Below are 15304 nucleotides of genomic sequence, written 5' to 3' on the forward strand. Positions count from 1 at the left end.
AAACATTATTAGAACTAGAAGAACAAGTTAGAGAAGGAATTACCTATTTCACTGAAAAATTTATCTCAGCGAAGAGAAATGACCTTACCGCAGCGGAATACCGCTTTGGCAAGGCCAACTAGTTTTTATTATTTAATGTGTAAACTTGACAGGGCACAGTACCAGTTATCGCTACCTACTTTTTAGTTTATCATAATTGATTTAATAAGCAAATGATTATTAGACAATCCTCATATAATTGTTAAATTGATTATAAAGCGTTTTCATTGCTGGAATATTAGCACTAGTCAACGGAAACTAGTTGGATTAAAATAGAAGAAATCGCAAATAAAGGGTGGTTAAGGTGAAAACGGTAAAAATCGGGAACACAAACTGGCAAGTATCGAATATTGCATTAGGAACGATGCGAATGGGAAACTTGGCGGTTTCTAAAGTAGTCAATGCTTTACAAGCTGCTCATGAAGTTGGAATTAACTTTATCGATTCGGCAGATATTTATGGTAATGACCCGGAGTTAGGAAGAGGTTCATCAGAAATCCATTTTGGCGAGGCTCTGGCACAGAGTGGATTAACCCGGGAAAACTTCTTTATTCAGTCTAAAGTGGGGTTGTTTGCAAACGCGGATAATCAAATCACGCGATACGATTCATCCAAGTCTCATATCCTTAAGGCCGTCGATGGTATTCTCAGCCGGATGAAGGTTGATTACTTAGATTCCTTACTAATTCACCGTCCAGACCCGTTAATGGACCCTAGTGAGGTTGCTGAGGCGTTTGATGAACTTCAAACTGCAGGTAAGGTTCGTCATTTTGGTGTTTCTAATTTTAATCCTCAACAAATAGAACTACTACAATCAGTAACAGATCAACGGCTATTGATCGATCAACTTCAATTTGGCTTGAAGCACACGGGGATGATTGATTTTGGTCTGCACACAAATATGACAGATGATGGGTCAGTTAACCATGATGGCGGTCTTCTTGATTACTTACGATTGAAAAAAATGACTATTCAGACATGGTCGCCATTTCAGTACGGGACTTTTGCGGGAACATTTATTAACAATGAGCAATTTCCAAAATTAAATGCTGAATTAGCTAAGCTGGCTGATAAGTATGGTGTTAGCAAGAATGCGATTGCGGTGGCTTGGATTTTGAAACACCCAGCCAATATGCAGGTCCTAATTGGAACAATGAATCCGCAACATATTCAAGATAGTGTAGCAGGAAGCGATATTACACTGACTAACCAAGAGTGGTATGACTTATACCATGCTGCGGGGAATACTTTGCCATAAAAGACTTATGAAAAACTACCAAACTTTTTATCGACGAATTACTGGACCACTTATTCAACATCCCTGGCTAATTCATGGTCTTCGCTGGTTAAATAGAGCAATTGTGGTGGGAATGTACGTTTCATATATTCTATTATTGCTTTGGGTTGCCCTTTTTGCAGGTGGTATTAATGAGCTTCTTCCGTTAGTGTTTATTCCGGGAGTTGGGTTTGTCCTTTTATCGTTAATTCGGAACCGCCTTAATTACCCACGACCATATGAGGAATGGCCGATTAAACCACTGATTCCGCGAAAGGGCGGTGGCGATTCTTTACCTAGTCGTCATGTATTTTCGGCAACTGTGATTGCAATGAGTATGATGAGTGTTTCGCGAGTGTTCGGGTTAATCTTATTGACGCTTGCGGTGATTCTAGCCATAGTCCGTGTAATTGGCGGAATTCATTATCCTCGGGACGTTATTGCTGGGTTCTTCTGTGGCTTGGCGTGCGGCATTGTACTAGTAATTTAAATTTTAATAGCAAAAAATGAGGCAATGAATCAACTCGTGATTCGTTACCTCATTTTCTTAATAATGAAACGTTATAAATAATTGCTTTATGCCCGGTTATTCATTATGTGGGCGCTTGTCGCAATAATCAGCCCTACAAAACTTACAGCAGCGATAACATTACTCATAATAGACATCATATTGAACAACTCCTTTTAACATAATTGTTTTTCTTCTAACGGGATTCAACAACCCCTCCACAAAGTATATTAACATGTTTTGAAGCCCGTGATGATAATAATTAGATAAGCTTTTGCTAAGCGAATTTCTTAAAAATCAGGGGAGTTTATTAACAAATTCTTAGTATTTGTTAGCGCTTACATGACAACCCTCTAATTTAGCGTGATCAGCTTAAGTTTTTTAATTTAAGATTGGAAATGCTATCGCCGCAAAAGAATAAATGTTAAATTTAATTATTGATAACTAGATGGGCGGGTGAGAAAATGTCAAAACAAATGAAAGGAATCCTCTTGGCAGCCGGTGGCGCTTCGTTATGGGGCGGATCGGGAGCTGCGGCGCAATACTTATTTGAACAAACGAGCATCACCACTCCATGGTTGGTGGCAGTGCGGTTGCTTTTGGCGGGAATTGTCTTAACGATGGTTAGTTTACTTAAGATGCCCCAACAAGTCCGCCGAATAGTCAGTCATCGCCGCCATTTAGTTTCGTTAATTAGTTTTGCTCTTTTGGGGATGCTTAACTCACAATTGACGTATTTTTTGGCAGTAAAATATAGTAACGCACCAACAGCGACTGTAATTCAATATCTCCAACCAGTAATTATTATTATTTGGCTAGCCATTGCTCAGCGACAGTGGCCACGGCGAATTGATTGCATCTCAATCATCATTGCGCTAATTGGGACCTTCTTGTTAGTTACTGGGGGTCATCTTGGAACGTTAGCGTTAACGCCAGCCGCAATTTTCTGGGGGCTTTGGTGTGCTGTGGCCGCTGCACTATATACCTTATTACCACGGCCATTACTTACAAATTTCGATGCGTTAGCGGTTTGCGGACTTGCAATGCTTTTAAGTGGGCTCGGAATATTACCAGAAATCATCATTCAGCGGGTGCCATCGTTGAATCTGCTGGGGTGGATCTTGGTTGCCTATATTGTTGTTTTTGGCACAATGTTTTCTTACACAATGTTCTTGCAGAGCATGCGCTATATTAGTCCAGCAGTTACGGGAATTCTTAGTGCTTTTGAGCCACTCGTTGCAACATTCTTGGCAGTAACACTACTCGGGACGAAATTAACGGGAGCGGCAATTATTGGATCGGTATTAATCTTGTTAACTACTGTGCTTCAATCAATCCCATCAAACTACTATCAGAGAATTTTATTTTTTACTAATCACCATAAGCCAAAAAACTAAATAGTCAGAAAATGGACCTGCGCATTCGGTATTGATGTGTTCCTCTTTAGTCGGTGGAACCACATAGCGAATGTCGAGGTCCAATTTTATTATTATCTTAGGATGTCAATGAGGTTCTTATTAGCAGCTTGGCGAGCTGGAAGAATACCAAAAATTAATCCAACTGCTGCTGATGTCCCGAATGCGAGGAAGAAAGCATTCAGCGAAATGTGGGCATGAATATGGATTCCCTGACCGCCAATTGCGTTTGATAGCAAAGGTGCCAATAAATGCGCTAATCCTGCGCCACCAAGGAAACCTAGTAATCCTCCCGTCACCGTTAAAATTACCGCTTCAACTAAGAATTGCATCATAATATTAAACGGTGTTGCACCAACTGCTAAACGAATCCCAATTTCCTGAGTTCGTTCCGAAACCGAAATATACATCATGTTCATTACCCCGATTCCAGCGATAAACAGTGAAATAGCAGCGATAAAGCTAATGAAGGTAGTAATAATCCTCATTTGTGAAGAAAATTGCTTCAAGGCTTTTTCCATATCAATATATTCATAAGTTCCTTGATTCCTTGCCGGGCCGTTTTTCGTTAAATACTTAGCAACCTTGCGTGAAATGTTACTAGCATTGACGCCCTGGCTAAAAGTCAGCTTTAGAGTGTTTCCCTGAGTAGCTCCTTCACCATGATAATATAGTGAATCTGGTACTAAGAGATCGGCACCATATGGGTTTTGATTGCCATCGCTTGTATATTGCCCCTGCGCTTTATATACTCCGATTATATTATAGGTGACATCATTAACTGTCACTGTTGTTCCCAGAGCATTTTGGGCTGTACCATATTGCTTTTTCGCAACTTTATCGCTCATTAAAGCACTTGCTTGACCTACCGCTAAATTATTTTTCGTGAAATTTTTTCCGGCAATCAGGTGAATTTGGTGACTCGGCTTCTTCAAAAGACTGACGCTAGTATTTTTAGTGGTATCACCAATCTGAGCTTGTGTTGAGAGGTTATCGGTTTCGCGCTCAATCTTGATATTGTTAATCTCGCCACCAAATTGAGTTTTAATGTTGTCGACTTCATCTTGGGTAAAGCCATAGGTATTGGAAGTGATGTTGTCAGGATTAAAGGCAATTTCAGTCGTTTGCTGTCCTTGCTTAGCGTTGTTACCGAATTTATCGTACATCGTCTGGGTAATTCCATCCCCAATTCCCAGGATTGCAATCACAGCCGCAATTCCAATCATAATCCCGATAATTGTCAGAAAACTTCGCTTCTTATTTGCTTTTAGTGATTGGATTGCCGTTTTAAATAATTCAATGACCTGCACGCTATTCTCCCTCCTTACTATCACTGATTACCCGACCATCAATGATTTTTATTACTCGCTCACATTGTTCAGCAACGTGGGGATCGTGAGTAACCATAATGATGGTTGTGCCCTCTTGTTGATTGAGGGATTTAAATAAGTTCATAATTTCTTGACTTGTTTCACTATCAAGGGCACCAGTCGGCTCGTCGGCGATCAAGAATTTGGGATGCGTTGAAATTGCCCGGGCGATCGAGACTCGTTGTTGTTGACCGCCAGACATGTTTTTCGGTAATTGTTCCTCATAGCTTGCTAGACCTACTTGCCTAAGTACTTCAGAAACTCGGCCATTAATTTCTTTACGGGATTTTCCTGCATATAGTAATGGCAAGGCAACATTATCCGCTACCGTTGACTCCCGCAATAACTTAAAATTTTGGAAAACAAAGCCAACATTCTGGTTTCGTAAACTTGAAAATTGTTTCCGTGTGTAATCATGGATGGGATGATCCTGGTAAAAGTAGGTCCCCTCAAAATCATCATCTAAGAAACCGATAATGTTAATGAGGGTTGATTTACCCGACCCGGATTCACCAATAATAGCGACTAACTCGCCTTGGTCGATTTCAATATTAATGTCATGCAGAACATGGAAACGGTGGCTGCCTTGATGATAATACTTATTAATATTCTTCAGAGTGATCATTTTAATCAACCTTTGTATTGTTCTTCAATTTGCTACTAGGATTAATCACGATTTTATCGCCTTCATCAATCCCATTCGTAACAACATAGGAGCTATTAACGGCGTGACCACTAATTTTAGTTTTCCGTACTCGTCCGTTGGCATCAACAATGAATACTTTTCCGTTGCAAACAGCCTTTTTAGGAATCAAGACGCCATCCTGTTTAATTGATGCTTTAGCGGTTTGACCGGCCATGAATTGATTGGCATTAACGCTTGCGGTCACTTTATAGCGAGTGTTGTTGCCGGTACCCTTTGTTGGGATTGTGGCTAGGTAATTAACCTGGGTGTTAGCTATGTGGTTTGTTGCTAGTGCTTTAACCTTTAAATCCGTGCTTTGGTGTAATTTATCGTAGTCGTATTCAGAAACCTGGCCGACAAATTGAAGATTATCTGAATAGAGGGTTACTACTGGGGCATCTTCTTTAGATTGGTCGATGGATACATATCCGGAATATGGAGCCACAAGAGTTTGATTAACTTTTCCCGAAATATTCTTTAATTGTTGCTGCATTGAGGGACCATTAGTCTGATCAGCTGAAGAAGTGCTTTGTGACTGGTCTAGTTGATTTTGTAAATTCGCAACTTGATTTTGTAAATCATCATTATGCATCGTTAGGATTGCTTGTCCTTGAACCACGTGATCGCCATTTTTAACGGCGAGACTTTGAAGCTTCCCAGAAGGTAAAGCTAGCACTTGTGTTTCTACTGGCTCGATTTTCCCGGTAAGGTTAAAACTTGGTTGAGAAGTAACCCTCATCGTAGAAAATGTAGCTTGCGACTGATTCTTTTTAGCGGTTGAGTGTTGAATACCGATAATAAGAAGAATTAGGATTACGAAAACACTAATAATCATTGCCAGTCGACGCCGTTTGGTTGCTAGCAATTTTCGCCATCGTGATTGCTTTTGGCTGGTTCGTTTCGCGGTCATTTAAGAATTCCTCCCAATTTTAGGTTAATTAGTTATGTAACTAAGTGTATAGGGTGGAAATTTAAATTGCAAGAACAATTTATAATTACGATTAAGAAGAATTTAGCCAGCTAAAACATAAATAAAAGTAAAATCTCAAAATTTTTGTTTAAATTTTCATGAAAAACGCTTACAATGTTAACTGTGATTAAATTTCACTTAGTTGTTTACCTATTTTACTTTTTTTTATAAGGGAGTGTTTCATTTGTTTAAGTTTTTGAAACCGTCTCCGGATGCAACCAATCTTGTACCAAAAGATAAAATACCTAGTGTTTATCGGCGCAAGCAGACGGGGGTTATCTTAGCAACCTGTTTTACTTACCTGGCTTACTACATTATTCGGTTGATCTTTACGACCGAACAGAAGCCGGTAATGAAAGAATACGGCTTTAACATTGGTCAAATTGGGTTGATTCTTTCAACGTTTGGGATTGGTTATGGTGTTGCTAAGCTGTTCATGGGAGGTTTAGCGGATAAGTCAAATACGCGGGTCTTCCTTGCGTTTGGTCTTTATCTTTCTTGTATTTTCAATGCTTTCTTAGCATTTACTAAGAACTTTTATCTGATCTTATTCCTAATGCTTCTTATTTCCATTACCCAAGCAATGGGAGCACCTGCTTGTCAGCGGGAAATTTCGTTATGGTTTGCTAAAAAGCACCGGGGAGTTGTCTTTGCTGTCTGGGCCTCAGCGCACAATGCCGGAGCCTTTGCCTGTGTTGCTTGTATTCAAATAGCAACGTTCCTCTTCTCTGGTTCATTACCAGCTGTCTTCTTAACCGCTTCTGTAGTTTCTGCAATTATTGCTACTATTATGTTATTGATTAATTCGGAGCGTCCAGAAGTAGCTGGTTTGCCGAACATGGCCGTTTATTCTGGTCACGTTGAACTGGATGAAAATGGTAATTCAACTGCTCAAGAACTGTCTAACAAGACTTTCTGGCAAATCCTTTACCAAGATATTTTGTGCAATAAGGTTGTTTGGGCGGTTACGTTAACTTCCATGTCAATTTACATTGTACGTTATGGGATCATGAGTTGGATCCCGAGTTACTTGCCAACAAAGGGCTTCAGTGTTGATTGGGCTAAGTGGCTAGTCGGAATTTTTGAATTGTCAGCTGTTCCAGGAGTTATTATTCTTGGTGGTGTTTCTGACCTCTTGAAGGGTCGGCGGTCACTAGTTTGTTTAATTTGCGTAATCTGCTTAATCATCTGTTTGATCACTTACTTCACTAGTACGAGTCATGCAGTTATCGTTGCGGTTCTCTTTATTATGGGGAGCTTGATTTATGCACCACTTTCACTAGTTGGTTTAATGGTTAATGAAGCTGTACCAAATTACGCGGTTGGGTTGTCGACCGGATTCATGGGCTTCTTCCAGTATGTTTTTGGTGAAACTGCCGCCACCGCTTTAATTGGTCAATTAGTTAACCGTTTTGGCTGGGGCGCATCATCAGTTACGATTTATGTTGCTGCTGGAGCTGCCTTCTTGCTTCTTGTTTACCTTGTCTTCAAGGAACGCCATATTCTTCGGATGGAAGCTAAAGTTAATGCGGCCGATCATGCTAAAGAAAATAATGGGGAAAATGCTCAAAACTAATTAATAATAAATTTTGATAAACACCGGGTCTTCTCGAAAGCTGAAGGTTTGGTGTTTTTATTTTTAGCAATATAGCCTGCTCAGGCCTTGAGAAGGATCTATTCCCCGTTTTTTCTTATGCTATAATAGCTAGTGACAAGTAAGAGGAGTAATTATGGTAGAAAAAAAGACAATCAAGTTAGATGACGTGGCGGAATTAGCAGGTGTTTCAAAAACAACCGTTTCGCGGGTCTTAAATAATCGGGGATACTTAAGCGACAAGACGATTAAAAAGGTCCACGATGCAATGGATAAGCTAAACTATCGACCAAACGTAATTGCTCGACAGTTATTTAAACAAAAGACCAACCTGGTTGCCTTAGTTTTTCCGACGGTAGACAACCCGTTTTTTGCTGAACTTGAAGCAGAATTGGAAAAACGGTTTGATCAATTAGGCTATCGAGTTCTGATGGGGAATAGTCAGAATAATCCTGCTAAAGAACAGGATTATTTAAAACTGCTATTGAATCATCAGGTTGATGGCTTGATTGTGGGGTCCCATAATCAGGGGATTTCTGAATACCAGAAGACAACCAGGCCAATTGTCTCAATTGAACGATTTGTTGGGAAACAGATTCCGGTTGTTTCTTCTGACAATTACCAGGGAGGACTCCTCGCAGTTCAACGCTTACTGAACGATGGCTGTAAGCACATCATTCATACTAATTACCCGATTAATTTAGTATCGCCTAATGAATTACGTCAGCAGGCTTATGAAGATCTGATGAATAAGCATCACCGAAAACCGATTACCTACAGTGTTTCATTTGATGTATCTGATGAGGAGAAGGAACGGGTTTTTCGTAAAATGTTCCGAGAACATCCTGAGGTTGACGGAATTTTTGCCGATAATGATACTAACGCAAGCTTAATTATTCGGGTGGGGAAAGAATTTAATCGTCATGTTCCTGATGATCTCAAGGTTGTTGGTTATGATGGAGCAAATATTACCCGAACTTTATCACCAGAATTGACTACAATCCAACAGCCAATTCCTGAAATGGCAACTAAGGCAGTTGAGTTGCTTCTTCAATTGATTGAAGGCAAGACAAACGTTAAGTCAGTTACTCTTCCGGTAAAGATGATTAACAGTACAACAGCATAAGTGAAAAGTAAGAAGCTAGAAAAAAATTTTTCAGCTTCTTGCTTTTTCAGTTATAGTGTTATAAAGCTACCTGTTAATTGCTGAATAATCTGGTAGAAAAATAGCTATTTTGTCATTAATTTCGTTATTTTCTATTAATAATTGGTTTTTTTTAAAAAGATCCTGTTAACCGGTTGCACATAAGCAGTTAACAAGTAAAAGAATTAGTAAATTAGCAAACGGTCTAATGTAAGCGCTTACTATATTTTGGAGCGAAGATACCGTTAACTACTGGTTTTAAGCGGGAAAGAGTGAAATCAATCACTAAATGTAAGCGCTTTACTAACTTATGTTTACCGGTTACCATAAAGATGTTGAATGAAATTAGATGAAATAAAATTCGTTACTTTGTATTAGCAAGTTTGGAGGTTGTTTTTATGAAACAAAGTCAGTCACTGGCAACTAAACTTGCGTTCTTGTCCGCATCATTTATGGTTACGAGCGCCTACGCAATTCAAAGTGCCTTGCCGCAGATCAAGTCAGCACTGAATGTTAGTCAGCCACAAGTTGAATACCTAGTCACAGCACCATCCTTTGCGGTAATGTTCTTCGTGGTTCTTTCACCATTGCTTCAGGATTGGTTTAATATTTCTGATAAACATATTATTATGGCTGGAATTACAATTGTTGGGATTGCTGGATTGATTCCTTCATTTGTTAGCAACTACATGGTAATTTTGATTTCACGGCTCTTCCTTGGTGCTGGATATGGTCTTTATAATTCCCAAGCAATTTCATTGATTTCTGTTTGGTATCAAGGTCACGAACGAACAAGTATGCAGGGCTGGCGGTCGGCATTTGAACAAATCGGGAATGCTTGCACGTTAACAATTTCAAGCTTGTTGCTGATTTATGCTGGTTGGCACGCAGCATTCCTGGTTTACGGATTGGCTTTTGCGGTAATGGCATTCTTTGCATGGCGGGTACCAAATGATGCTCACAGTAACACGACGACTAGTGATAACCAACAAGTAACAGAAACCATTTCACCAATTACTAATGAACCAGTAACTAAGATTAGTCCGTTAGTAATAGCAATTTTGGCATTTGTTCTATTAATCAAGATGGACTTTATCGGAATGGAAGATCGTTTTCCTGGATTAGCCGTTGCAATTAATGGTAAGACTTTCACGGGCACTGGAACCTATCTTTCATTAATGCTAATTGGCGCGACCCTTGGCGGTGCATGTTATGGAATTTTGCAGAAGCATTTCGGCTATGTAGGGACGATTTACATTGGCTTAATTCTTCTGGCAATTGCTAACTTCCTGTTTGGCTTCGGTGGAAACAGTTTTCCAATTATCGCTGCCGGGATCCTTTTGGTTGGCTTCCCAATGCAAGTTCTTACACCGTTGATCTTCAATATTCTGCCATTTATGGCACCGATGAGGCTACAAACCAAGGTTACATCATTTGTACTAATTGGGTTTAACTTTGGGGCTTTCTTCTCACCAACAGCCGATGCTTGGTTTAACCACTTATTAAGCCAACCGCTAAGTGGGTTAGGCTTAGCGGCACCATTTCGGATTTATGGAGTAATGATGCTGATTATTGCTGGCTTGCTCTTTATGGGGAAGCACCTATACGAACTTAAACGGATGGATAATACTGTTGAAAAGAAGCAACCTGCAACGGTTCACGTATATACCAAGTAACAGATTTAAATAAAAGTACTGTGGTCGAATAACTTTTAATAGTTGTTGGATCACGTTTTTTGTTTTAAATTAGGCCGATAATTTAACCTAAAAATAAAATTGAAAAATTTCTGTCAACCGATTGACATATAAAATAGAAAGCGCTAACATAATAGTCGTTGAATAGTTAAGCACTTCCAAATGAACGAAGTAAGCTAATTAGTAAAAAAGGGGACTTGAATCATGGCTCATATTTCATTTGATCAAACAGGCTTAAAGAAGTTCGTTAACGATAACGAATTAGGTGAAATGCAAGCAATGGTAAATGCGGTGGATGACGAATTACGCAACGGTACTGGTGCCGGGGCGGACTTCCGTGACTGGCTCCACTTGCCAACTGACTATGATAAGGAAGAGTTTGCGCGGATTAAAGCCGCTGCCAAGAAGATTCAATCAGATTCAGACATCTTAGTGGTCATCGGGATTGGTGGTTCTTACCTTGGAGCCCGGATGGCAGTTGACTTCTTGCACAATACCTTCTACCAAGCCCAAAAAGCTGCAGACCGGAAGTATCCATTAGTACTCTTTGCTGGCAATTCCTTAAGTTCAACCTATGTTCATGACTTAATCGAATTAATTGGCGACAAGGACTTCTCCGTCAACGTCGTTTCCAAGTCCGGAACCACCACTGAACCATCAATTGCTTTCCGGATCTTCAAGAACCTCTTGATTAAGAAGTATGGCGAAGATGAAGCTAACAAGCGGATCTACGCTACCACCGATAAAGCTAAGGGGGCTTTAAAGACCGAAGCCGATGCCCACGGCTATGAAAGCTTTGTCATCCAAGACGGGATCGGTGGTCGTTACTCTGTTCTTTCCCCAGTTGGTCTCTTACCAATTGCCGTTTCTGGCGGTGACATTGACCAGTTAATGGCCGGGGCTGCCCAAGCGGAAAAGGACTACACGGATCCAAAGTTAGAAAACAACGAAGCTTACCAATACGCTGCTTACCGGAACATTCTTTACCGGAAGGGCTTTGAAACCGAATTGCTGGAAAACTACGAACCAAACATGACGATGTTTGCCGAATGGTGGAAGCAATTAGCCGGTGAATCTGAAGGAAAGGATCACAAGGGTATTTACCCATCCAGTGCTAACTTCACCACTGACCTTCACTCCCTTGGTCAATACATCCAAGAAGGTCGCCGGTTCTTGATGGAAACCGTTGTTAAATTAGACCAGCCAAACCATGATATGGAAATCCCAAGCGAACCGGATAACCTCGATGGCTTAGGTTACTTGGAAGGCAAGACCATGGACTTTGCCAATACCAAGGCATACGAAGCGGTTGTCGCTGCCCATACCGCTGGTGGTGTACCGGTAATGACCGTTCACATTCCAAAGGAAGACGAATACACCCTTGGTTACCTAATCTACTTCTTTGAAGTGGCCATGGGAATCTCCGGCTACCTTAATGGGATCAACCCATTCAACCAACCAGGCGTGGAAGCATACAAGGTTAACATGTTTGGCCTGTTAGGCAAGCCAGGTTACGAAGAGATCGGCAAGAAGCTGCGGGCCGAAATGGACGAGAATAAGTAAGGAGGAATTGCGATGCTACTAGGAAGTATTGAGGCAGGAGGGACAAAGTTCGTTTGTGCTGTTGGTAATATTAACTACCAAGTTCAAGATTCAATTCATATCCCAACAACGACTCCTGAAGAAACGATTCAAAAGTGTATTGAATGGTTTGACCAATACAAGAATGATTTAAGCGCAATTGCGATTGCATCGTTTGGACCAATCGAGATTCGTAAGAGTTCACCAAAGTATGGTTACATTACCAATACGCCAAAGCCAGGTTGGCAAGACACTGATTTTGTGGGGCCATTCAAGAAGCACTTTAACGTTCCAATTGCTTGGACGACAGACGTTAACGGTTCCGCATATGGTGAATATGTTCTTTCAACGTTATTTAACAAGCGGATCAATTCACTGGTTTACTACACTATTGGGACCGGTGTTGGTGCTGGTGCAGTAATTGACGGTAAGTTTGTTGGTGAGCTAGGTCACCCAGAAATGGGACATATCCGATTGAAGCGGCACCCTGATGACCTTGACTTTAAGGGAATTTGTCCATTCCATGGTGATTGTCTTGAGGGATTAGTTAGTGGACCAACCTTTGAAGCGCGGTTAGGCAAGAAAGGGAAAGATGTTCCGTTGACTGACCACGTTTGGGATATCATGGCTTACTATGTTGCCCAGGCTGCTGTCGATGCAACACTGATGTTCCGTCCAGGACAAATTGTCTTTGGTGGCGGTGTCGTTAGCGAAGAATTCTTAAAGAAGGTCCGCCGGGAATTTAAGAAGCTCCTTAATGATTACGTTGAGGTCGGCGATCTTGATGAATACATCACCATGCCATTAGCCCAACACAACGGCTCCGCAACCATCGGCGACTTTGCCTTAGCATTAAAGGCGGCAACAAATTAGAGTGCCTTCGCCCCAAAGAGTTCCCGGAAAGCTAGCAATTTCTCTCGACGAAGGCGATTTGCGCCTAGGAGAGAGGTTGCTAGCTTTCCGGGAACTCGGGCGAAGCACGTTTCGACAATGCTGCAGTAGAATTGCTAGGTCACAGCGAGCGCATTCAACTCAGTTGCCTAGAACGTTCTCGTCTTAATAAATTAGATATTAAAACACACTTAAAGGAGGTGAGACTTATGGCATTTAACAAGAGTTTGGCAGGTTATTATGACGACTTGGCGCACGTTGGAATCCCAACTGATGATTTGAAGAAGACAATTGCCTTCTGGGAAAAGTTAGGCTTCAAGAAGCAAGGTCAATTCGATACTGATGATCAAGGTCACCAAGTGGTATTTATGAAGGCTGGCCACTTAATGTTAGAGATCTGGGACAGTGATGGTGCTGTTCACAAGACTGGTGCAATTAACCATATCTCATTGAACGTTGAAGATGCAGATAATGCATTTAAGGCCGCTAAAGAAGAAGGATTCGATGTTAAGGAAGACGAAGTACAACACCTTGACTTCTGGAAACATGGAATCAAGTTCTTCAACATTGTTGGTCCAAACGATGAAACTATTGAATTTTGTGAAGTTGTTAAGGATTAATCCCGCTAGAGGCATTAACCTTTAGTCCAGATCGACCCTAAAGCACTTTGTTAGTGTAGGAGGAATATCTGATGAAAGCTTTAGTAATGACTGGTAAGAAGAAGTTAGAAATTGATGACAACTACAAGAAGCTAGAAGTTAAGCCCAATGAAGTTTTAGTACACACTGCCTGGGCTGGTATTTGCGGAACTGATAAGGCATTGTACAATGGCCTTCCTGGTTCAGCAGATGCTGTTCCGCCAATTGTACTGGGACACGAAAATTCCGGTGTCGTTGCAGCTGTTGGGAGTGAAGTTGAGGATTTCAAGGTTGGCGATCGGGTCAGCGTTGATCCAAACATTTACTGCCACAAGTGCTACTACTGTCGGACATCTCGTCCAGAACTTTGTGAACACTTGGATGCTGTTGGTGTTACTCGGGATGGTGGCTTTGAAGAGTACTTCACCGCTCCTGAAGAAGTTGTCTACCATGTTCCTGACAATGTTTCACTTGAAGCTGCAGCCGTAATTGAACCAATTTCATGCGCAATGCACGCGGTTGACCTTTTGACCACTCACCCATACCAAAATGCATTAATTATTGGTGACGGGTTTGAAGGGCAATTGATTGCTCAAATTTTAAAGGCTCGCGGAATTCGTGAAGTTACTCTTGCCGGAACCGTTGACGAAAAGCTTGAAAATAACCGGAAGCATTTCGGCTTTAAGACCATTAACAACATGACGCACCCAGAAGAAGTCAAGGAAGACTCATACGACATTGTTGTTGAAGCCGTTGGTCTGCCAAAGACTCAAGAACAAGCAGTTGAAGCTGCTCGTCGTGGTGGTCAAGTATTAATGTTTGGTGTTGGTAACCCTGATTCAGAGTTTAAGGTAAATACTTACAAGGTTTACCAAAAGCAACTGACAATTCAAGGAACCTTCATCAACCCTTACACTTTCGAAGATTCAATTGCTTTGCTTCAATCAGGTGACGTTGATCCACTTCCATTAATTTCAAATGTTTTGGACTTTGCTCATGTTGAAGACTTTGTAAGTGGTAAGTTAGGTAATATTTCTAAGGCGATCGTAAAGGTTGCTGGCGAAGAAGCCTAAGTTATCTAGGCGGGTAAGCATATTTTCTACATCTTACTTCAAATTTTTTCCAAGGCTTTTTCACTGTTTGAAGTGAGTAAGCAAATCTTTCCAAATTTGAGCTTTTATTGGTTAGGTATAGAAAATTTATTTTATGAAAAGGGGAACGAGAATGAATGAATCAAAGTTTATCAGCTGGCTCGGACGGATTGCCAGTATAATTGCTATCTTAATGTACGTGTCCTACATTGCACAGATTTACAACAACTTACATGGTAATTACGCTGCACCGCTTCAACCATTTGTTGCGGGAGTAAACTGTACTCTTTGGAGTATCTATGCATACTTTAAGAAAGATCGTGACTGGCCAGTGTTCTGGGCTAACTTTCCGGGAATCTTCTTTAGTTTTGCAACATTCTTGACTTGTTTCCCTTGGTAAAATAGGTC

General features: G+C 40.9%; 14 protein-coding genes and 1 pseudogene. 12 read left to right on the forward strand and 3 right to left on the reverse strand.

The annotated features are described in order from the left end of the window. From HUK49_RS11120 to HUK49_RS01350, 4 genes and pseudogenes are all read left to right on the forward strand, one after another. Positions 1-122, forward strand: a pseudogene (locus tag HUK49_RS11120) (IS3 family transposase); the annotation flags it as partial. A gap of 221 nt (positions 123-343) precedes the next feature. Further along, entirely contained in the window at positions 344-1297 is a 954-nt protein-coding gene (locus HUK49_RS01340; protein WP_191912368.1) for an aldo/keto reductase, read from the forward strand. Positions 1298-1304: 7 nt separating this feature from the next. Beyond that, a complete protein-coding gene (locus tag HUK49_RS01345; protein WP_191912369.1) occupies positions 1305-1805 on the forward strand; it encodes a phosphatase PAP2 family protein in 501 nt (166 codons plus the stop codon). A gap of 482 nt (positions 1806-2287) precedes the next feature. Then, entirely contained in the window at positions 2288-3220 is a 933-nt protein-coding gene (locus tag HUK49_RS01350; RefSeq protein ID WP_191912370.1) for a DMT family transporter, read from the forward strand. Between the two features lie 92 nt (positions 3221-3312). Here HUK49_RS01350 and HUK49_RS01355 read toward each other — a convergent pair whose 3' ends face one another. The 3 genes from HUK49_RS01355 to HUK49_RS01365 are packed head-to-tail and all read right to left on the reverse strand — an operon-like array spanning position 3313 to position 6203. Further along, positions 3313-4548 carry an ABC transporter permease gene (locus HUK49_RS01355; RefSeq protein WP_191912371.1) on the reverse strand — a complete coding sequence of 412 codons (1236 nt, stop codon included), beginning with the start codon at positions 4546-4548 and terminating at the stop codon, positions 3313-3315. Between the two features lies 1 nt (position 4549). Next, positions 4550-5233, reverse strand: a complete 684-nt coding sequence (locus HUK49_RS01360; RefSeq protein ID WP_191912372.1) for an ABC transporter ATP-binding protein — start codon at positions 5231-5233, stop codon at positions 4550-4552. Position 5234: 1 nt separating this feature from the next. Continuing rightward, the gene (locus HUK49_RS01365; RefSeq protein ID WP_191912373.1) at positions 5235-6203 is read right to left on the reverse strand and encodes an efflux RND transporter periplasmic adaptor subunit; all 969 of its coding nucleotides are present in this window, start codon (positions 6201-6203) and stop codon (positions 5235-5237) included. Between the two features lie 244 nt (positions 6204-6447). Between HUK49_RS01365 and HUK49_RS01370 the strand changes: the two genes are divergently transcribed. The 8 genes from HUK49_RS01370 (at position 6448) to HUK49_RS01405 (ending at position 15296) form a co-directional block, all read left to right on the forward strand. Then, positions 6448-7839, forward strand: a complete 1392-nt coding sequence (locus HUK49_RS01370; RefSeq protein ID WP_102169522.1) for an MFS transporter — start codon at positions 6448-6450, stop codon at positions 7837-7839. Between the two features lie 154 nt (positions 7840-7993). Beyond that, a complete protein-coding gene (locus HUK49_RS01375; protein WP_102169523.1) occupies positions 7994-8983 on the forward strand; it encodes a LacI family DNA-binding transcriptional regulator in 990 nt (329 codons plus the stop codon). A 416-nt stretch (positions 8984-9399) separates the two neighbouring features. Further along, positions 9400-10677 carry an MFS transporter gene (locus tag HUK49_RS01380; RefSeq protein WP_191912374.1) on the forward strand — a complete coding sequence of 426 codons (1278 nt, stop codon included), beginning with the start codon at positions 9400-9402 and terminating at the stop codon, positions 10675-10677. Between the two features lie 222 nt (positions 10678-10899). Further along, positions 10900-12258, forward strand: a complete 1359-nt coding sequence (locus HUK49_RS01385; RefSeq protein WP_191912375.1) for a glucose-6-phosphate isomerase — start codon at positions 10900-10902, stop codon at positions 12256-12258. A gap of 12 nt (positions 12259-12270) precedes the next feature. Next, entirely contained in the window at positions 12271-13149 is an 879-nt protein-coding gene (gene scrK / locus HUK49_RS01390; protein WP_191912376.1) for a fructokinase ScrK, read from the forward strand. Between the two features lie 227 nt (positions 13150-13376). Then, positions 13377-13787, forward strand: coding sequence for a VOC family protein (locus tag HUK49_RS01395; protein WP_191911820.1), 411 nt, complete (start codon positions 13377-13379; stop codon positions 13785-13787). A 71-nt stretch (positions 13788-13858) separates the two neighbouring features. Then, on the forward strand, positions 13859-14878 hold the full coding sequence (locus HUK49_RS01400) for a zinc-dependent alcohol dehydrogenase family protein (protein ID WP_191912377.1): 1020 nt from the start codon (positions 13859-13861) through the stop codon (positions 14876-14878). Positions 14879-15029: 151 nt separating this feature from the next. Then, positions 15030-15296 carry a SemiSWEET family transporter gene (locus HUK49_RS01405; RefSeq protein ID WP_102168244.1) on the forward strand — a complete coding sequence of 89 codons (267 nt, stop codon included), beginning with the start codon at positions 15030-15032 and terminating at the stop codon, positions 15294-15296. Positions 15297-15304: the final 8 nt, after the last annotated feature.

Source organism: Limosilactobacillus portuensis (genome assembly GCF_014838735.1).
Taxonomy (GTDB): domain Bacteria; phylum Bacillota; class Bacilli; order Lactobacillales; family Lactobacillaceae; genus Limosilactobacillus; species Limosilactobacillus portuensis.